The 19,481-nt window shown below is 69.2% G+C and carries 18 protein-coding genes; 4 read left to right on the forward strand and 14 right to left on the reverse strand.

Annotated elements, in window-relative coordinates; genetic code table 11:
• Positions 1-109 precede the first annotated feature (109 nt).
• Both JF781_RS00005 and JF781_RS00010 read right to left on the reverse strand, forming a co-directional pair.
• Positions 110-3,013 carry an RND family transporter gene (locus tag JF781_RS00005; protein ID WP_225326566.1) on the reverse strand — a complete coding sequence of 968 codons (2,904 nt, stop codon included), beginning with the start codon at positions 3,011-3,013 and terminating at the stop codon, positions 110-112.
• Positions 3,010-3,441, reverse strand: coding sequence for an MmpS family protein (locus JF781_RS00010; protein ID WP_225326565.1), 432 nt, complete (start codon positions 3,439-3,441; stop codon positions 3,010-3,012). Before JF781_RS00010 ends, JF781_RS00005 begins: the two co-directional genes overlap by 4 nt.
• Positions 3,442-3,663: 222 nt before the next feature.
• On the opposite strand from JF781_RS00010, the gene JF781_RS00015 reads away from it, so the two are divergent.
• The gene (locus tag JF781_RS00015; RefSeq protein ID WP_225326564.1) at positions 3,664-4,182 is read left to right on the forward strand and encodes a pyridoxamine 5'-phosphate oxidase family protein; all 519 of its coding nucleotides are present in this window, start codon (positions 3,664-3,666) and stop codon (positions 4,180-4,182) included.
• Here JF781_RS00015 and JF781_RS00020 read toward each other — a convergent pair.
• The 6 genes from JF781_RS00020 to JF781_RS00045 form a co-directional block, all read right to left on the reverse strand.
• The gene (locus JF781_RS00020) at positions 4,179-4,790 is read right to left on the reverse strand and encodes a TetR/AcrR family transcriptional regulator (protein WP_225326592.1); all 612 of its coding nucleotides are present in this window, start codon (positions 4,788-4,790) and stop codon (positions 4,179-4,181) included. The genes JF781_RS00015 and JF781_RS00020 overlap by 4 nt on opposite strands.
• Before the next feature lie 35 nt (positions 4,791-4,825).
• A complete protein-coding gene (locus JF781_RS00025) occupies positions 4,826-5,932 on the reverse strand; it encodes a cystathionine gamma-lyase (RefSeq protein WP_225326563.1) in 1,107 nt (368 codons plus the stop codon).
• A gap of 4 nt (positions 5,933-5,936) precedes the next feature.
• Positions 5,937-8,018, reverse strand: a complete 2,082-nt coding sequence (gene ligA / locus JF781_RS00030) for an NAD-dependent DNA ligase LigA (protein ID WP_225326562.1) — start codon at positions 8,016-8,018, stop codon at positions 5,937-5,939.
• A 48-nt stretch (positions 8,019-8,066) separates the two neighbouring features.
• Complete coding sequence (locus JF781_RS00035; RefSeq protein WP_225326561.1) at positions 8,067-8,402, reverse strand: helix-turn-helix transcriptional regulator; 336 nt, start codon at positions 8,400-8,402, stop codon at positions 8,067-8,069.
• Positions 8,399-8,881, reverse strand: a complete 483-nt coding sequence (locus JF781_RS00040) for an SRPBCC family protein (protein ID WP_225326560.1) — start codon at positions 8,879-8,881, stop codon at positions 8,399-8,401. The genes JF781_RS00035 and JF781_RS00040 overlap by 4 nt, the downstream gene beginning before the upstream one ends.
• Before the next feature lie 64 nt (positions 8,882-8,945).
• Positions 8,946-9,962, reverse strand: a complete 1,017-nt coding sequence (locus JF781_RS00045) for a methionine synthase (protein ID WP_225326559.1) — start codon at positions 9,960-9,962, stop codon at positions 8,946-8,948.
• A gap of 99 nt (positions 9,963-10,061) precedes the next feature.
• On the opposite strand from JF781_RS00045, the gene JF781_RS00050 reads away from it, so the two are divergent.
• On the forward strand, positions 10,062-10,706 hold the full coding sequence (locus tag JF781_RS00050; protein WP_225326558.1) for a sensor domain-containing protein: 645 nt from the start codon (positions 10,062-10,064) through the stop codon (positions 10,704-10,706).
• A 7-nt stretch (positions 10,707-10,713) separates the two neighbouring features.
• Here the strand turns inward: JF781_RS00050 and mnmA are convergent, their stop codons facing one another.
• From mnmA to JF781_RS00080, 6 genes are all read right to left on the reverse strand, one after another.
• A complete protein-coding gene (mnmA, locus tag JF781_RS00055) occupies positions 10,714-11,790 on the reverse strand; it encodes a tRNA 2-thiouridine(34) synthase MnmA (RefSeq protein WP_225326557.1) in 1,077 nt (358 codons plus the stop codon).
• Positions 11,791-12,969 (reverse strand): cysteine desulfurase family protein, encoded by a 1,179-nt coding sequence (locus JF781_RS00060; protein WP_225326556.1) that lies wholly within the window; start codon positions 12,967-12,969, stop codon positions 11,791-11,793.
• A gap of 33 nt (positions 12,970-13,002) precedes the next feature.
• The gene (locus tag JF781_RS00065) at positions 13,003-13,887 is read right to left on the reverse strand and encodes a 1-acyl-sn-glycerol-3-phosphate acyltransferase (RefSeq protein ID WP_225326555.1); all 885 of its coding nucleotides are present in this window, start codon (positions 13,885-13,887) and stop codon (positions 13,003-13,005) included.
• Positions 13,884-14,744 carry a GNAT family N-acetyltransferase gene (locus tag JF781_RS00070; RefSeq protein ID WP_225326554.1) on the reverse strand — a complete coding sequence of 287 codons (861 nt, stop codon included), beginning with the start codon at positions 14,742-14,744 and terminating at the stop codon, positions 13,884-13,886. The genes JF781_RS00065 and JF781_RS00070 overlap by 4 nt, the downstream gene beginning before the upstream one ends.
• A gap of 234 nt (positions 14,745-14,978) precedes the next feature.
• Positions 14,979-15,935: an electron transfer flavoprotein subunit alpha/FixB family protein gene (locus JF781_RS00075; RefSeq protein WP_225326553.1), complete on the reverse strand. Its 957-nt coding sequence runs from the start codon at positions 15,933-15,935 to the stop codon at positions 14,979-14,981.
• A gap of 50 nt (positions 15,936-15,985) precedes the next feature.
• Complete coding sequence (locus JF781_RS00080) at positions 15,986-16,786, reverse strand: electron transfer flavoprotein subunit beta/FixA family protein (RefSeq protein ID WP_225326552.1); 801 nt, start codon at positions 16,784-16,786, stop codon at positions 15,986-15,988.
• 286 nt (positions 16,787-17,072) lie between these two features.
• Between JF781_RS00080 and JF781_RS00085 the strand changes: the two genes are divergently transcribed.
• Together JF781_RS00085 and JF781_RS00090 are read left to right on the forward strand one after the other, a co-directional pair.
• Complete coding sequence (locus tag JF781_RS00085; RefSeq protein WP_225326551.1) at positions 17,073-17,897, forward strand: bifunctional 2-polyprenyl-6-hydroxyphenol methylase/3-demethylubiquinol 3-O-methyltransferase UbiG; 825 nt, start codon at positions 17,073-17,075, stop codon at positions 17,895-17,897.
• The gene (locus JF781_RS00090) at positions 17,894-19,474 is read left to right on the forward strand and encodes a glycoside hydrolase family 57 protein (RefSeq protein ID WP_225326550.1); all 1,581 of its coding nucleotides are present in this window, start codon (positions 17,894-17,896) and stop codon (positions 19,472-19,474) included. The genes JF781_RS00085 and JF781_RS00090 overlap by 4 nt, the downstream gene beginning before the upstream one ends.
• Positions 19,475-19,481: the final 7 nt, after the last annotated feature.

Genomic DNA, 19,481 nt, shown 5'->3' on the forward strand with positions numbered 1-19,481 from the left:
ACAGCCTCAGCGCATGCGGTCGACAACATGACCACATCATCACAGCCACCACCGACAAGTTCGGGCCAAGTCAGGTCGCGCTAGGAGGACGCGGCCCGACGCAACCACATCAGCGCGCTTTCGATCCGGACATCGCCACCGGGTCGTCGTCCTCCCACAGGAGCAGCTGACGAACCGCCGGGCGCGAGCCGTAGGGGCGCAGCATGGTGCTGGCCGGTCGTGGCCGCACCCGCTGCGGCCACCAGAACCAGCGCCCGAGGAGCCTTGCGACAGAAGGCGTCATGAATGACCGCACGATCAGCGTGTCGAACAACAGGCCGAGGCCGATGGTCGTGCCGATCTGGCCGAGGACCTGAAAGCCGCTGAACACGAACGCGCACATGGTGACGGCGAAAACGATTCCGGCCGAGGTGACCACCGAGCCGGAGCCGGCCATCGCCCGGATGATGCCGGTATTCAGGCCCGCATGAATCTCTTCCTTGAATCGCGAGATCAACAGCAGGTTGTAGTCGGATCCGACTGCGAGCAGCAGGATCACCGCCAGCGCGAGCACCACCCAGTAGAGCTGAATGCCGAAGAGATACTGCCAGACCAGAACCGACAGCCCGAACGAGGCTCCCAGCGACAGCGCCACCGTACCCACGATGACGAGCGCGGCGATCAGGCTGCGCGTGATGATCATCATGATCAGCAGGATGAGGCTCAGCGCCGCGAACGCCACGATCATCAGATCGTATTTCGCGCCGTCCTGAATGTCTTTGTACGTCGCGGCGGTGCCGCCGAGATAGATTCCCGCGCCGGCCATCGGCGTGCCCTTCAGGGCCTCGTGCGCGGCCTTGGCCATCGGGTCGATGTGCGAAATGCCTTCTGGTGTAGCGGGATCACCCTCATGCGTGACGATCATGCGGGCGGCCTTGCCGTCCGGTGACAGGAACAGCTTCAAGCCGCGCTTGAAGTCGGGGTTGTTGAACACCTCGGGCGGCAGGTAGAAAGTGTCGTCGTTCTTGGCCGCGTCGAAGGCTCGCCCCAGCGCCGTCGCGTTGTCGATCGCCGCCGCCGTCTGCGCGTAAATGCCCGACAGCGTCGCGTAATTGGCCAACGTCAGATCGCGATTGGTCTGCTGACTGTCGATCTGCGGCGGGATCAGCGCGACCAGTTTCGGTTGCAGCGCGTCGAGTTTGTCGAGGGAAGCCGTGAGGTTTTCGAACTTTTCCGTGAGCTGGTCGATGCCGTCGAGCGCGTCGAAGAGGGATCTGAACGCGAAGCAGGCGGGGATGTCGAAACAATGCTTTTCCCAATAGAAATAACTGCGCACGGGGCGGAAGAAATCGTCGAAGTTCGCGACCTTGTCGCGCAGGTCGCGGATCGTGACGAGCGTGTCGCGGAAACTTTCGGTTTCTTCGTGGGTGGTGCCGGCGAGTTGCTGCTGCAATACGTACTGCTGCTTCAAGATGTCGATGGTCTTGGACAGTTCATTGGCCTGCTTGAGGGCGTCGTCGGCCCGATCGCGTTGGTAGGTCAAATTTTGTTGCTGCGCCGCGCTTTGATTGCTGACCACGAAGGCCAGCGAGCTGTGGACCAGCGGGGTTCCCAACGGCCTGGTGATGGACTGCACCTGGGCGACGCCAGGAACGTGGAACACCGCCTTGGCCACCTTGTCCAGGATGAGCATGCTCTCCGGATTACGCATGTCGTGATCCGTTTCGACCATCAGCAATTCGGGCTCCAGCCGGGCCCGCGAGAAATGCTTCTCGGCGGCCGTGTAACCGATGTTGGCCGGTGCGCTCGCGGGCATATACGGCCGGGTGTCGTAACTCGTCTTGTACCCGGGCAGGGCGATCAGCCCGACCAGGGCCAGCGCGCACGCCGACGCCAGAACCGCGCCGGGCCACCGAACAATGGCGGTGCCGATGCGCCGCCATCCGCGCGTCCGTATCGCCCGTTTGGGGTCGAAAATTCCCACCTTGGCGCCCAGGGTGAGGATGGCCGGGCCCAGGGTGAGCGCGGCGAACAGCGCGACGAGGATGCCCAATGCGGCTGGGATACCGAGGCTTTGGAAGTAGGGCAGCCGGGTGAAGCTCAGGCAGGCCACCGCTCCGGCAACGGTCAGCCCCGAACCCAACACGATATGCGTCGTGCCGTGATACATCGTGTAGAAGGCGGTTTCGCGATCCTCACCGGATCCGCGCGCTTCTTGATAGCGGCCCACGAAAAATATCGCGTAGTCGGTGCCGGCGGCGATCACCAAGAGTGTCAGCAGGTTCGTCGCATAGGTCGACAACCCGATGACCCCGGCGTTCCCCAGGAACGCGACAAGGCCTCGGGCGGCTGACATTTCGATCAGGACGGTGGCGAGCACCAACAACGTGGTGAGCACCGAGCGGTAGACGAAGAACAACATCACTGCGATCACCCCGACGGTGATCCCGGTGACCTTGGCGGTCCCCTTGCTACCGACGTCGAACTGATCGGAGATCAGCGGCGCCGCGCCCGTCACGTAGGTCTTGACGCCGGGAGGCGGCTTCATGTGCTCGACGATGTCGCGGATGGCGCCGACGCCCTCGTTGGCCAACGCCGAGCCTTGGTTGCCGGCAAGGTTCACCTGAACATAAGCGGCCTTACCGTCGCTACTCTGCGATCCCGCAGCGGTGAGAGTGTCGCCCCAGTAATCCTGGACATGTTGGACGTGTTTCTTGTCCCGCTCGATCCTGCGGATCATCTCGTCGTAAAAGCGGTGCGCGTCCGCGCCGAGCGGCTTGTCACCTTCCAGCACGATCATGGCCGAGCTGTCGGTGTCGAACTCGTGGAATTTTTCACCGATGCGCTTGATCGCCTTGAGCGACGGGGCGTCGGGCGAGTTCAGCGCCACATTGTGGGTTTTCCCCACGTCTTCCAGTTGCGGCACCGCGATGTTCGTGAGGGCGGCCAATCCCACCCAGAACAGCAGGATCGGCAGCGCGAGCCGGCGGATGGTGCGCGGCACATTGGACCGCGGCTGTTGATCGTTGCTCATCCAGATTTGTCCAGACAGAAGGTGTAGGCGTCGACTTTGTGAACTGTGCGTTGGTCTTTCACTTCACCGTTGACGGTGATGCGGCAGCCGAGGGTGTCCCCGTTGCCCTGCGCCACGACGTTGCCGATCACGGCGGGCTCCGTGGTGGTGATGGTGAACGACCACGGCAACGGGGCGTCTTTGACTTGTTGCGGCTGGGCGTTGACGTCCAGGTAGTTGATGGTGGCCACCGCGCCCGGGGCACCGAAGACTTCGAGGACCACCTGCTTGGGGTTGAACGGGACGATCTCGCCCGCCAGGCCGCTGTTGGCCGACGTGGTGTTGTGCGAGCCGAAGATGCCGTGCAGCCGATAGATCCCGAATCCCGCGAGGGCGACGACGAGCACGGAGACGATCACCATCCAACCTCGCTTGACCAGGGATGTCATCGAAAAGCCTTTCACCCGTTAGCCTTTCGAATATCGGGTGACAGGGTCGCGCCCAAGCCGGGCGCGGCTGCCAACGTCCATAAGCGTGATCGACAGCTATGACAGTACGGTACGGGACCGTACTCTACAAGAGGAACTTTCCCCTTGGTCATGCCGGGCGATGAATTCCGGTGCCGTCACCGGTCAGTGTCCGTACGAGCAATCCAAGTGCGAGGAGTAACAATGCTGCCCGAACCGATTTCGGCAACCGACCTGAACATCTACGGCGACGCCGAGCTGCCGTGGGCCAGGGCCCTTGACGCGATGAAGGCCCTGCCGTCCGAGGAGACGCCACAATTTCTGGGGACGGTCCGGCCGGACGGCAGCCCGCACTCGGCGGGTATCGGCTCGATCGAACACGGCGGCCACCTCTATTTCACCAGCGGCCCCGCGACGCTGAAATCCCGCAACCTGGCCGCCAATCCGGCCTGCACCCTGTCGTTCCGACTTCCCGGAGTCGACCTGGTGCTCGACGGCGCAGCCCACCGGACCACCGACGGGCGCGAACTCGACGAGGTCACGGCGCTGTATCGCGACTCCGGCTGGCCCTGCGAACGCAACGGCGACGCCGTCACCGCCCCGTACAGCGCCCAGAGCGCAGGGCCGCCGCCGTGGTATTTGTACCGATTCGTGGCCCGGGGCGCTGTCGGTGTCGCGACCGCCGAGCCCCACGGGGCGACGCGTTGGCGGTTCGCGCCCTAGGCGCGGGGCTGCGTGGTCAGGCCCGGGATCAGGAACCCGTCCACAAACGCCTGGACGGTGTGACGGGTGGGCGGCCGACCGGGGATGATCGACCGGAAGATGAGGTAGCCGGGCAACAAGTCCCAGAGTTCGTCGGTGATGACGTCTGCAGTGATCTCACCCCGGTTGACGGCCTGACGCAGCACGTGCTGAATCATCGCTTTGCGCTGGTCGAGGAATTGATGCTGCAGGGCGTCATTGAGCGCGGGGTGGCGCGACACCTCGACCATTACCGCACGGATGGTGCTGGCGTGCTGCCCGCATTCCACGGCGATGGTCTCCCCCAGGCTCAGCAGGTCGCCGCGCAACGTGCCCGTATTCGGCGGGACGGCCACCTGGCGGACCCCTTCGATGAAGGCGGCCAGCACCAGCTCGGCTTTGGACGGCCAGCGCCGGTAGACCGTGGCCTTGCTGGCGCGGGCGGCGTTGGCCACCGCTTCCACCGCCAGCTGGTCATAGCCGTGTTCCTGCAGCAGCCGCAGGGTCACCGCCAGGATCTCGGCCTCGCGCGGCGACCACGGCGATGCCTGCTCGCACTCCTCGGCCGTCTGGGTCATAGAACCCACGATAGAGCCGCCCGCGCGGTGCGGCATGTATATGTCCGTTATCGGGAGCTCATGAGCGCGCGTTCGATGTCGGCGACAAGGTCGTCGGTGTCCTCGATGCCCAACGAAATGCGCGCGAATCCGTCCGCGACCGGGTCGCCCCACCGAGCCCGCCGATCCACCGACGTGTGCAGGCCCCCGAAGCTGGTGGCGGCGATCAGCAGCTCGCTGGCGTCGACGAGTGCGTGGACCGCGGCGGCGTCGGCCAATTCGACCGTGAGCAAGCCCCCGAATCGGCGCATCTGCGCCATAGCGACATGATGCGCCGGATCCTCCGCCAACCCCGGATAGCGCACGGCGCGCGCCGCCGGGTGGCGGGCCAGCATCGTCGCCACCGCCCGGGCGTTCTGGCACTGGCGCTCGAAGCGCAGTCCCGCAGTTTCCAGGCTGCGCAACAGAAGCCACGCTTCGAACCCGCCCAGGACGGCGCCGGCGAGCAGTCGTTGGCGCTCGGCGGCGGCGAGTAACTCGGGCTGACTGGTCGCGACATAGCCGGCCAGCAGGTCGCTGTGACCGGACAGGGCCTTGGTGGCGCTGGCCACCACCGCGTCGGCACCCAACGACAGCGGCTGCTGACCCAAAGGCGTGGCGGTGGTGTTGTCGACGACCAGGCGTGCGCCGTGACCGTGGCAGATGGTGGCCAGCCGGTGCAGGTCGATCACGTCGAGGGCCGGATTGGTGGGGGTCTCGGCCAGCACCACGTCGGCTTCGGCGGCGGCGTCATAGATCTGCGAGCTGGACGCGGCGATGACGGTCACCCCCGCGGGCGCCAGATCCTCGGTGGCGTGGCGGCGCACCTGGTAATAGCCGTCGGCCGGCACCACCACCGTCGACCCCGGCGGCGCCAAGGCCCGCAGCACCGCACTGATGGCCGCCATCCCCGAGCCGAACACCCGAGCGCCCGCCGCGCCCTCCAGCTCGGCGAGCGCCGACTCCAGTTGCCGCCACGTCGGATTGGAGCTGCGACCGTAGCTGTCCAGGGTTTCGTCGCCCGAAAGGTGATAGGTGGCGGCGAACACCGGCTGCGGTGCGACCGGCTGACCCGAAACCGCTTGAGAATTCACGGCTTTGAGGCTGCGGGTGGAATCGCCGTACCGACCGCTCATCGGCTTATTCCGCCGGCGTTTCCGGCGGACCGTCGGCCAGCAGCTGCCGGAAGCCGTCCTCGTCGAGGACGGGCACCCCCAGCTCAACGGCCTTGTCGTACTTCGAACCCGGCGAATCGCCGGCCACGACGTAGTCGGTCTTCTTCGACACCGACCCGGAGGCCTTGCCCCCGCGCGCCAGAATCGCCTCCTTGGCGTCGTCGCGTGAAAAACCGGCGAGCGACCCGGTGACCACCACCGTCAGCCCCTCCAGGGTGCGGGGCACGCTGGTGTCGCGTTCGTCGGCCATCCGCACGCCGGCGGCACGCCACTTGTCGACGATCGCGCGGTGCCAGTCGACGGTGAACCATTCGGTGAGTGCCGCGGCGATCGTCGGGCCCACCCCCTCAACCGCCGCGAGCCGCTCGGTGGAGGCCGACATGATGGCGTCCAGATCGCCGAACTCGGTCGCCAGGGCGCGCGCCGCCGTCGGCCCGACATGCCGGATCGACAACGCCACCAAAACCCGCCACAGCGCAACCTTTTTGGCCTTGCCGAGGTTGTCGAGCAGCCGTCTGCCGTTGGCGGACAGGGCGCCCGCCTTCGTCCGGAACAGCTCGGTGCGCAACAGGTCGTCCTCGGTCAGCGTGAACAGGTCGCCCTCGTCGGCGATCACGTCTGCCTTCAGCAGCGCGACGGCGGCCTCGTAGCCGAGCCCCTCGATGTCGAACGCCCCGCGACCCGCGACGTGAAAGACCCGCTCCCGCAGTTGCGCCGGACAGGACCGGGCATTGGGGCAGCGGATGTCGGCGTCGCCCTCCTTGGCCGGCGCCAGCGGGGTGCCACACTCGGGACACGTTGTGGGCATATCGAATTCGCGTTCGGAGCCGTCGCGCAGGTCGACGACGGGCCCCAACACCTCCGGGATCACGTCGCCGGCTTTGCGGATCATCACGGTGTCGCCGATCAGCACCCCCTTGCGCTTGACCTCGGCGGCGTTGTGCAGGGTGGCCAGCCCGACCGTCGACCCCGCCACCTTCACCGGCGTCATGAACGCGAACGGCGTGACGCGCCCGGTGCGCCCGACGTTGACACGGATGTCGAGCAGCTTGGTCTGCGCCTCCTGGGGCGGGTACTTGTAGGCGACGGCCCAGCGCGGCGCGCGCGACGTGGTCCCGAGCCGGCGCTGCAACGCGACATCGTCGACTTTGACCACCACGCCGTCGATCTCGTGCTCGAGCTCGTAGCGGTGCTCACCCCAGTAGCCGATCCGCTCCTCCACCGCGGCCAGGCCGCGCACGCGTGCCGTTTGCTCGGCCACCGGCAGCCCCCACGCCTTCAGCGCGGCGTAGGCCTCGTGCTGGGTCTTCGGGGCGAACCCTTCGGTGCGGCCGATGCCGTGGCAGATCATCCGCAGCTTGCGCCGGGCGGTGACGGCGGGATTCTTCTGGCGCAGCGACCCGGCGGCGCTGTTGCGCGGGTTGGCAAACGGCGCCTTACCGTCCTCGACCAGGCTGGCGTTGAGCGCCTCGAAATCGGCGAGCAGGAAGAACACCTCACCGCGCACCTCCAGCAGGGCCGGCGTCGGGAAGTCCTTGTCGGCGGACAGCCGCTCGGGCACGTCGTCGATGGTGCGCGCGTTGAGCGTCACGTCCTCGCCGACCCGGCCGTCGCCGCGGGTCGCGGCGCGTTCCAACCGGCCGTCGCGGTACACCAGCGACAGCGCCACCCCGTCGATCTTGAGTTCGCACAGGTAATGCGGTTCCTTGCCGACCTCGTTCTCGACGCGATTGCTCCAGGCCACCAGCTCGTCGCGGTCGAAGACGTCGTCGAGGCTCAGCATCCGTTCCAGGTGCTGCGCCTCGGCGAAGTCGGTGGCGAAGCCCGCCCCGCCGACCAGCTGCGTCGGCGAATCGGCGACCCGCAGCTCCGGGTGGCGCTCCTCCAGCGCGAGGAGCTCGTTGAACATCGTGTCGAATTCGGCGTCCGAGATGATCGGCGCGTCCTTGATGTAGTAGCGGAACTGGTGTTCACGGACCGATTCGGCCAGGTCCTGCCACTGCCGCCGAACCTCGGGCGCTACCGAATCAGCTTCTGCTGAGCTCACCTTGGCAGGCTATCCGAGGACACCGACGCAAAACCCGGCGCGCTCGACTCAATCCTCCACTCCGTCTTCCACGAAGGACCGCAACCGCTCCAGGGCCGCATCCCACCGGCGGGACAACTGGTCGAGGTAGTCGCTGGCCGACGCCAACGGCGCGGTCTGCACCGTCCACACGCGCTCGCGCCCCCGCCGGCTGCTGGTGACCAGCCCGACCGACTCCAACAGCTGCAGGTGCTTGCTCGCCGCCTGCCGGGTGACCGGGACGACGCTGGTGACCTGCGACGTCGAGCTCGGGCCCTGATCGCAGAGCCGCACGATGATGCTCAGCCGGTTCGGGTCACCGAGCGCACCGAAGATCGGGGCGCCGACGGCGACTCGTCCGCTCATACCCGAACGCCCTCGATGTACTTGCGCACCAGCGTGGTCTGGATCGCCCAGCCTTCGCCGTTCGCCTCGAACGACGCGCCGCGGCGGGCCTCCGGAATGGCCTCGAAACCGGATTCGGTGATGGTCAGCAGCACGCCGTCGGACCGCTCGGCGAGGGTGAACTCGACCAGCGTGGTCGGCTCGCCCTCATAGTCGACCTGCGGGTCGATGGCGAAGGGATGCCAGCGGTAGGCGAACCGCCGCCGCGGCTCGACGGCGACGATCTGCCAGGTGCTCGTCACGCCCGCGTGCGACTGTTGGCGCTTGGCGACCTCGCCGTCGACGGTGGTCGGGCTGATCGCCGCGGTCACCGATGTCCCGGCGACGAACGGCCCGTCGAAGCGCACCCCGAACCAGCGGCCGAATTCCTCGGCGTCGCTGATGGCCCGCCACACCCGCTCCAGCGGCGCGCGCAGCACCACCTGCTTCTCGATCTTCATATGCAACCTCCTGGTTGCCTATTAGTTCAGCACGACGCGATAAGAAGCGCAACCCCTCGGTTGCCTATTTGATGGCGTCGGGATCCTCGGCGAACATCCGGGCGGCCTTGCGGGCGAGCTCGATCGCGGTGCGGGCCCATTCGGGCGTGGCGCCGGCCAGACCACAGGCCGGGGTGACGCCGATGCGTTCGCGCAACGCCGAGCGGGCGAAGCCGAGGCGATCGGTCACCGCGACCACCGCGGCGGCGACCTCCTCCGCCGACGGCCGCCGCGGCGGGGTCCTGGTCGCGACGACGCCCAACATGACGGCGCGGTCCGACTCGACGAACGCGGCGATGCCGTCGAGGTCCGCCGCGCTCAACGTGCCCGCGTCGACCGATATCGCGCCGAACATGCTGCGCTGCAACAGCTCCCAGGGCAGGCCGGGTGCGCAGCAGTGCAGCAGCACCTCGCCGCCCACCGTCTCGGCGCAGGCGTCGAGCAGGCCGCCGGCCACCGCCTCGTCGAGCGGGGCCACCGGGCTGAGCGCGGTCACCCCTCTCAGCCCTCCGCCCAGCGCTGGTGGCAGCGACGGCTCGTCGAACTGAACCACCACCGGCGTCTCGAGACGCCGGGACAGCTGCGCACGATGCGCGGCCACGCCTTCGGCCAGCGACACCGTCAGGTCGCGCAGCGCCCCGGGGTCGGTGATCGCGCGGTGGCCGTTGGCCAGCTCGACCTCGGCGGCCAGCGTGATGGGGCCCGGCGCCTGCACCTTGACCACGTGGCCGGCGTTGCGCAGGCCGGCGGTCTCCCACGCCTCCTCCAACGCGTCCATGTCCTCGTCGAGAAGGCTGATGGCGCGGCGGGTCGCCGCGCCCGGCCGGGCGGTAAGGCGGTAGCCGCGCGGCGCCGTGTCGATGGCGACGTCGACCAGCAGCGCGCCGGCCCGGCCCAGCATGTCGGCGCCCACGCCGCGGGCGGGCAGCTCGACGATGTGGGACAGCGCGCCGGCCAATTCGCCGACGACCACGGCGGCGGCCTCGCGCGCGGCGATGCCGGGCCAGGAACCGACACCGCTGGGCCCCGCGAAAACACTCACCGGCCAACCGTATTCGACGTCACCTGGGCCACCCGTCGGCAGGGGCTGTGTGCCGAGCGGCGGCGCGGGTAGGTTCAACGCCAGAGGGGTGCAAAAACGGTGTCGCAGAAGACGAAGTGGGCGAGGCTACCGCTGTGGTGCGGGGCGGCGCTGCTGGCGGTGTCGTGCACCCGGGTTGTGGACGGCGCCGCCCTGGCGGGGCCCGACGCCAGCCGCAGGGTGGTGCAGGGGGTCAACGTCGACACGATCCTGCTGGACCAGTCGCGGATGCGTGCGATCACCGGCGCCGGTGAGCATTTGACCATCATTCCCTCGATGGACGGCACCAGCCCGGTGAACATCGACGCGCTGGCCGAGACCGCGCCGCGGGAGTGCCGGTTCATCTACGACGAGACGGCGACCTTCGGGCACGACCTCGCGGCGTTTCACAAGACGACCTTTCAGGACCCGCCCGACGGCGCGTTGATCTCGGAGGGCGCCGCGGCCTATCGCGATGCCGACACCGCGCGCAGCGCCTTCAACGCCCTGGTGGGCACCGTCGGGGACTGCGCGAACGGCTCGGGCGGGCAGCTCTATGTCGGCGACTGGAACGCCGACGGCACCTCGCTGCACCTGCGGCCCGGTGGCTGCGGCCGCGACTATCGGATCCTGTCGGTGGCCATGCTGGAAGTCACCTTCTGCGGCTTCGCGCAATCGGTGTCCGACATCGTGATGACGAACATCGCCGCGAACGTCCCGCGTTAGCCGTCGATCAGCGCGACGTTGCGGCGATGACGGCGCTGCCGAGCACCTCGTCCCCGTCGGGGTCGGGCCGGTACAGCACCAGAGTCTGGCCCGGCGCGACGCCGCGCAGCGTGACGCGCAACCGCACGACGAGTTCGTCGCCGACGAGTTCGGCCACGGCGTCGGCCGTTTCACCGTGCGCCCGCACCTGAACCGCGCACTCGACAGGGCCCGACGGCGCCACACCCGAGGTGAATACCGGTGCGCGCCCGACCAATTCGCGAACGTCGAGATCGGCCGCCTCCCCCACCCGCACGGTCGCGGTCTCGGCGTCGATTCCCGTCACGTAGCGGGGTCGACCGTCGGGGCCGGGCCCGGCGATGCCCAGCCCTTTGCGCTGGCCGATGGTGAAACCGTGCACCCCGTCGTGCTCGGCGAGCACCGTTCCCTCCGCGTTGACCACGGCGCCGGGGCGAACCCCGATGCGCGCGCCCAGAAAGGCCCGGGTGTCGCCCGACGGGATGAAGCAGATGTCGTGACTGTCCGGCTTTTCGGCGACGGCCAGCCCGCGCCGCGCGGCTTCGGCGCGGATCTGCGGCTTGGGGGTGTCCCCGATCGGGAACGCCGCGTGGCGCAGCTGCTCGGCGCTCAGCACGGCCAGCACATACGACTGGTCCTTGTCGTGGTCCACGGCGCGGCGCAGCCGCCCGCCGGAAAGCCGAGCGTAGTGGCCGGTGACCACCGTGTCGAACCCGAGCGCTACGGCTTTCGCCGACAGCGCCGAGAATTTGATCTTCTGATTGCACACCACGCAGGGGTTGGGGGTCTCGCCGCGGGCATAGGACGACACGAATTCGTCGATGACATCCTCCTGGAATTTCTCCGCGAAATCCCAGACGTAGAACGGTATTCCGAGCACGTCGGCGACCCGGCGCGCATCCGAGGCGTCCTCCTTCGAGCAGCAGCCCCGCGAGCCGGTGCGCAGCGTGCCGGGCGAGGACGACAGCGCCAGGTGCACGCCCACCACCTCGTGCCCGGCGTCGACCATCCGGGCGGCGGCGACCGACGAGTCGACGCCACCGCTCATGGCGGCCAGCACTTTCACTTAGGACGCCCCCGCGGCGGCCAGCGCCGCCCGCCGCGCGCGGTCCACCGCCCCGGGCAGCACCCGCAGCACCGCATCGACGTCGGCGTCAACGCTGGTGTGTCCCAAGGAGAGTCGCAGCGATCCGCGGGCGCTGGCCGGGTCGGCGCCCATGGCGATCAGCACATGCGACGGCTGCGCGACGCCGGCGGTGCACGCCGAACCGGTCGAGCATTCGATTCCGTTGGCGTCCAGGAGCATCAACAGCGCATCGCCCTCGCAACCGCGGAACGTGAAGTGCGCGTTGCCGGGGAGGCGCAGCGGGTCGCGGGCGCCGTTGAGGGTGACGTCCTCGATGCCGCCCAGCACGCCGTCGATCAGCCGGTCCCGCAGCGCCCGCAGCCGGGCGCTGTTGACCTCGAGCCCGTCGACCGAGACCTTGGCCGCCGCGGCCATTCCGACCGCGCCAGCCACATCGGCCGTCCCCGAACGGATGTCGCGCTCCTGGCCGCCGCCGTGTGCGAGCGGCACGCACGCGACGTCGCGGCGCAGCAGCAGCGCGCCCACGGCGGCGGGACCGCCGAACTTGTGCGCGGTCACGCTCATCGCCGACAACCCGCTCGCGGCGAAGTCGACGGGCAGCTGCCCCACCGCCTGGATGGCGTCGCTGTGCATGGGCACGTCGAATTCGGCTGCGACGGCGGCGAGTTCGGCAGTGGGCAGCACCGTGCCGACCTCGTTGTTGGCCCACATGACGGAGACCAGCGCGACATCGTCGTGGCGGGTGAGCACCTCGCGCAGCGCCGCCGCCGACACCGAGCCGTCGGCCGTGGTGGGCAGCCACGTCACCTCGGCGCCTTCGTGCTCGACGAGCCAATTGACCGAGTCCAGCACGGCGTGGTGTTCGACCTCACTGGTGACGATGCGCCGGTGCCGCGGCTCGGCGTCGCGCCGGGCCCAGTAGATGCCCTTGACGGCCAGGTTGTCGCTCTCGGTGCCGCCCGCGGTGAAGATGACCTCCGAGGGACGGGCCCCCAGCCTGTCGGCGATCAGTTCACGGGATTCCTCGATGCGGCGCCGCGCCGCCCGGCCGCTGGTGTGCAGCGAGGAGGCGTTGCCCACCGTGCCCAGCACAGCCGTCATCGCCTCGACGGCGGCGGGGTGCATCGGGGTGGTGGCGGCGTGATCCAAATAGACCATGACGCGACCCACGATACCGGCCCGCCGGTGGGCTCAGGCCACCAGCACGTGCCCGTGACCAGCGCACCGGGCCGTCCCGGCGCCCACCGCCGACTGGCAGCGGCCCGCCAGCGCGCGCCGATCGGTCCCCGGGAGCTGCAGCGACTCGACGTGCACCTGCGCCAGCGTTCGGCGCTGGGCGAGCAGCCGGCGAATCGAGCCCGGCAGCGTCTCGTCGCCGACGAAGGCCGGCACCGTCGACGGGGTCCCGTCGACGTGGTGGTAGGTCAGCCGCACGGGCTGCACCGGCCGGCCCGCATCGATCGCGGCCTGGAACATGGCCGGGTAGAAGGACCCCCGGCCTCGGTGGGAGGGTCCGACTTCTCCTCCGACCGCTTTCCGGCCGCCATCGTCGCCGGACGAACCACACCAGGTGGTGCCCTCCGGAAACGCCACGACCGTCTGGCCGGCGCGCAACCGGCGGGCGACGGCGTCCACCACACCGGGCAGCCGCCGCAAACTGGACCGCTCGATCGGGATGACCTGGCACATGCGCGCCACGATCCCGGTCGCCGGCCCGCTGAACATGTCGGCGCGGGCGACGAACGACCCGGGCAACACCGAGCCGATGGCGAAGACGTCGAGCCACGACATGTGTGGGCTGACCACGAGCACGCCGCGCAGGTTACGAATCGGGTTGCCCGACACCGCTATCCGGACACCGAAGCAGCGCAGCACCGACCGGCAATAGAGGCGCTGCACGCGGGTGCGACCCGGCAGCGGCACGGCCAGCAGCGGCAGCCCCGGCGCCAGCAGGAGCGCCAGCAGAACGCGAAGCGCCACCCGCAGCGGCCTTGCGCCCACCGCGTCGCCGGCACCCACGCAGCCGGCGTCGCACGACGCGCGCGGCAGCCAGGCATGCCCGGCGCCGGCGCTCATTGGTGCCCGGCCCCCGCTGTGCTGGTCAGCCCGGAGGCGGCCGACACCGATCGGAGTCGCTTCAGGTATCGGATGTCTGCGTGCTGTTTGCCCAGCAGCACGCAGAAATCGCCGACACCGAAATCCGGGTCGTGCGCGGGTTCCCCACACACATGGGCGCCCAGCCGCAGGTAACCCCGCAGTAGCGCCGGGACCGACGGCCGCGCGGGCGGTGGGATGTCGTCGAGGGTCGTCCCGTCGACGACGACGGGACGGTGTGGCCGCACCCGGTACGGCGGCGGCGCCCCGTGGCGGGCCAGGATGACGTCGCGGACGCCGCGCAGCCGGCTGCCCGGGGGCTGGTCGTCGGGCTCGCCGCCGATGGGCACCGACACGCATCCGGTGACGTGGTCGTAGCCGTAGCGGTCCAGGTACGCCAGGATGCCGGCCCACATGAGCAGCACCACGCCGCCGTTGCGGTGCCCGTCGCGCACCACGGCGCGTCCCATCTCCACCAGGGACGGCCGCAGCGGGTCGAAGGCCCGGATGTCGAATTCGGTGGCGGTGTACAGGCCGCCGGCCGCGATGGCGCCCGCCGGCGCCAGCATGCGGTAGCAACCCACCAGCTCGCCGGTGTTGTCGTCGCGGACCAGCAGGTGGTCGCAGAACTCGTCGAAGCGGTCCTCGTCGCGCCGGTCCGAGCCGTGGCCGTCGCCCGGCGGCAGGGCGAAGCCCGGTGTGCTGGTGAAGACGTCGTACCGGAGTCGCTGCGCCGCCTCGATCATGTCGGGGTCGGTGGACAGCAACAGGGAGTAGCGCGGTGCGGTGGCCGCGCTACCCGGCTTGTCGGCGGGGATGAGGACGGAAGCGATGCTCATGAGACACAACGTGGCGTAGCCGGTGAGCTGGTCGGCATCGACGCTGTGACGTGTCGGTGCACGTCAGATGACGAAATGAGACCGAGGCCCGTCTGCGGCTGTTGGCTCGGAGGTGGGCACGACGGCCCATCCCTCCGCTGGGGACTGGTGGGCCCTTGTGACGCACGGGGTTTGCGGGTGGGCCGAAAAAGCCCCCGGCACCGCGGCGCCGGGGGCTCTTCGAGGCCGAGAAACTCAGCCCTTGCGTGCCTTGATCGCGTCGGTCAGCTGCGGAGCGACCTTGAACAGGTCGCCCACCACGCCGTAGTCGGCGATCTCGAAGATGGGCGCCTCTTCGTCCTTGTTGACCGCGACGATGGTCTTGGAGGTCTGCATCCCCGCGCGGTGCTGGATGGCGCCGGAGATGCCCAGCGCGATGTAGAGCTGGGGCGAGACCGTCTTGCCCGTCTGGCCCACCTGGAACTGGCCCGGGTAGTAGCCGGAGTCGACGGCGGCACGCGACGCGCCGACGGCCGCACCCAGCGAGTCGGCCAGGGCCTCGACCACGCTGAAGTTCTCGGCGCTGCCCACGCCGCGACCGCCGGACACCACGATGGTGGCCTCGGACAACTCCGGGCGGTCACCGGCGACCGCGGGCTCGCGGGCGGTGATCTTGGTGGCGTTCTCGGCGGGTGCCGGGACCTCGACGGTGACCTGCTCGCCCGCACCGGCGGACGGCTCGGCGTCGACGGCGCCGGCGCGCAGGGTGATCACCGGGGTGTCGCCGTTGGCCTGCGCCTCGACGGTGAACGCGCCACCGAAGATGGAGTGGACGGCCTTGGGGCCTTCCTTGACCTCGACCACGTCGACCAGCAGACCGGATCCGATCCGGGCGGCGAGCCGGCCGGCGATCTCCTTGCCGTCGGCGCTGGCGGCCAGCAGCACCGCCGCGGGCGCGTTCGATTCGGCGAGCGCGGCCAGCACGTCGACCACCGGGGTGATCAGGTAGTTGTCCGCGTCGTCGGACTCGGCGACGTAGATCTTGGCGGCGCCGGCCTCCTTCAGCCCGTCGGCCAGCGGGGCGGCCGTTCCCGGCGCCCCGACCACGACGGCGGAGGGCTCGCCCAGCGCGCGGGCGGCGGTGATCAATTCGGAGGTGACCTTCTTCAGCGCACCTTCCGCGTGCTCCACGAGCACCAATACTTCAGCCATGGTTATATCGCTCTTCTCGTCTCAGGAATGGTCTTCGATGGGGTGCTCGACTAGATGATCTTCTGGCCGACCAGGTACTGCGCGACCTGGTTGCCGCCCTCGCCCTCGTCGGTGACCTTCTCACCCGCGGTCTTCGGCGGCTTCGGCGTCGACGACAGCACGGTGGATCCGGCGTTGGCCAGCCCGACCTCGTCGCTCTCGACACCGATCTCGGCCAGGGTCAGCACCGTGACCTCTTTCTTCTTGGCGGCCATGATGCCCTTGAACGACGGGAAGCGCGGCTCGTTGATCTTCTCCGTGACGCTGACCACGGCAGGCAGCGTGGCCTCGAGGTTGAAGACGCCGTCGTCGGTCTCGCGCTCACCGGTGACCTTGCCGCCCTCGATGGACAGCTTGCGCAGGTGGGTGAGCTGCGGCAGGCCCAGGTACTCGGCGATGATGGCCGGGACCGCCCCGCCGGTGCCGTCGGTGGCCTCGTTGCCGGCGATCACCAGTTCGGTGCCCTCGATGGTGCCCAGCGCGCGGGCCAGGGCCCACCCCGTCTGCACCACGTCGGAGCCGTGCAGGCCGTCGTCCTTGAGGTGGACGGCTTTGTCGGCGCCCATCGACAGCGCCTTGCGGATCGCTTCGGTGGCGCGCTCGGGACCCGCGGTCAGCACGGTGACCGATCCCTCGACGCCGTCGGCGGCTTCCTTCTCCCGGATCTGCAGGGCCTCTTCTACCGCGCGCTCGTTGATCTCATCGAGCACGGCGTCGGCAGCCTCGCGGTCCAGCGTGTAATCGCCGTCTGTCAGCTTGCGCTCTGACCAGGTGTCTGGGACCTGCTTAATCAGGACCACGATGTTCGTCATGAGTGTGGTTCGTCCTCCTCGAAGGGGTCCGCAGCGATCGACTGCGAGACCTCGGTACGCGTTTTTCGCAACGCACAGCCGTGTTACTACCCGGTAACTTTGTGCGGTATGCCTTCACACCATAGCTGGTGGCTCAGGCCATATTGCCCGCTCCTCCCCCGTCCGCTGTCCCGGACGGGATCGTCGCCGGGCGGCACGTTCGTGCAGCCCGTCCGCCGCCTGAGAAGCGGGGCTACCCACTTTCGTGGTTCGCGAATCCGACACTTCGCGTTAGCCTGCCTATGCAATGAGCGCACTGGTCCCTGACGTCCCCCCGCGCGCCCCCGGCGATTCCGCGTCGGCGGGCGACGCGATGTTGACGCTGACGGGCGAGCGCACCATCCCGGGGCTGGACATCGAAAACTACTGGTTCCGCCGCCACGAGGTCGTCTATCAGCGGCTGGCCGAGCGTTGCGTGGGCCGCGAGGTGCTCGAGGCCGGCTGCGGCGAGGGATACGGCGCCGACCTGATCGCCGGTGTCGCCCGCCGCGTCATCGCCGTGGACTACGACGAGTCCGCCGTGGCCCACGTCCGCTCCCGCTACCCACGGGTGGACGTCATGCAGGCGAACCTCGCGCAGCTGCCGCTGCCCGATTCCTCGGTCGACATTGTGGTCAACTTCCAGGTGATCGAGCATCTGTGGGACCAAACACAATTCGTCGTCGAGTGCGCGCGGGTGCTGCGCCCGTCGGGGCTGCTGATGATGTCCACGCCGAACCGGATCACGTTCTCACCCGGGCGCGACACCCCGATCAACCCGTTCCACACCCGCGAACTCAACGCCGGCGAGCTGGCCGAGCTCCTCGTCGGCGGGGGTTTCTCCGACGTGTCGATCAGCGGCCTGTTCCACGGTCCGCGGCTGCGGGAGATGGATGCCCGGCACGGCGGCTCGATCATCGACGCGCAAATCGCGCGCGCGGTAACCGACGCGCCGTGGCCACCCGACCTGGCGGCGGACGTCGCCGCGGTCACCACGGATGACTTCGAGCTGATAGAGAGCGGATCCGGGGCGGCGACCGGCCGGCACATCGACGACAGTCTCGACCTGATCGCGATCGCGGTAGCGCCGTGACCTCAACGCAAGACCGGGTCCCCGGCCTGTTTACCCTGGTTTTGCACACCCACCTCCCCTGGCTGGCCCACCACGGCCGCTGGCCGGTCGGTGAGGAATGGCTTTATCAATCTTGGGCGGCGGCCTACCTGCCGCTGATGCGCGTGCTGAACACGCTGGCGGGCGAGGATCGCCGGGGGCTGATCACGCTCGGCGTCACACCGGTGGTGAACGCCCAACTCGACGACCCGTATTGCCTTGGCGGCATGCATCATTGGCTGGCGAACTGGCGGCTGCGCGCGACCGAGGCGGCCAGCGTGCGGTCGATTCCCCGGTCGAAGTCGGCCGGCTATCAGTCCTGCACACCGGAAGCGTTGCGCGCCTTGGGAATTCGCGAGGAAGCGGAGGCCCACAGCGCCCTTGAGGACTTCGCCACCCTGTGGCGGCACGGCGGTAGCCCGCTGCTGCGCGGCCTGCTCGACGCCGGCACGGTGGAGCTGCTCGGCGGGCCGCTGGCCCACCCGTTCCAACCGCTGCTCGCGCCCCGGCTGCGCGAGTTCGCCCTGCGCGAGGGGCTGGCCGACGCCGGACAGCGGCTGGCGCACACCCCCAGCGGCATCTGGGCGCCCGAATGCGCGTATGCGCCCGGGCTGGAACACGACTACTCCGCGGCCGGCGTCACGCATTTCATGGTCGACGGCCCGTCGCTGCACGGTGACACCGCCCTGGGCCGGCCCGTCGGCGACACCGACGTGGTGGCGTTCGGCCGCGACCTGCAGGTCAGCTATCGGGTGTGGTCGCCGAAGTCGGGCTACCCCGGGCATGCCGCCTACCGCGATTTCCACACCTATGACCACCTCACAGGCCTGAAGCCGGCCAGGGTCACCGGCCGCAACGTGTCCTCGGACGCCAAGGCGCCCTACGATCCCGAGCGCGCCGACCACGCGGTCGACGTACACGTCGCCGACTTCGTCGAGACGGTCCGCAACCGCCTGCTCTCGGAGTCCGCGCGCATCGGGCGACCCGCGCACGTGATCGCCGCCTTCGACACCGAACTGTTCGGCCACTGGTGGTACGAGGGCCCGACCTGGCTGGAGCGGGTGCTGCGCGCCTTGCCCGAGGCCGGTGTGCGGGTGGGCACCCTGAACGACGCGCTCGCCGACGGCTTCGTCGGTCAGCCGGTGGCCCTGCCGCCCAGCTCGTGGGGTTCGGGCAAGGACTGGCAGGTGTGGGCGGGCGACCAGGTCGCCGACCTGGTGCAGCTCAACAACGAAGTGGTCGACACCGCGCTGAGCACCGTCGACAAGGCGCTGTCCCAAACCGCGACGCTGGACGGGCCGATCCCCCGCGACCACGTCGCCGATCAGATCCTGCGCGAAACCTTGCTCACCGTCTCCAGTGACTGGCCGTTCATGGTGAGCAAGGACTCGGCCGCCGACTACGCCCGCTACCGCGCCCACCTGCACGCGCACGCCGCCCGTGAGATCGCGGGGGCGCTGGCGTCCGGGCGGCGCGACACCGCGCAGCGCCTGGCGCAGGGGTGGAACCGAGCCGACGGACTCTTCGGCTCCCTCGACGCGCGCCGGCTGCCCCGATGAGGTGGGT

Source organism: Mycobacterium sp. WUMAC-067, from assembly GCF_020217485.1.
GTDB lineage: Bacteria > Actinomycetota > Actinomycetes > Mycobacteriales > Mycobacteriaceae > Mycobacterium.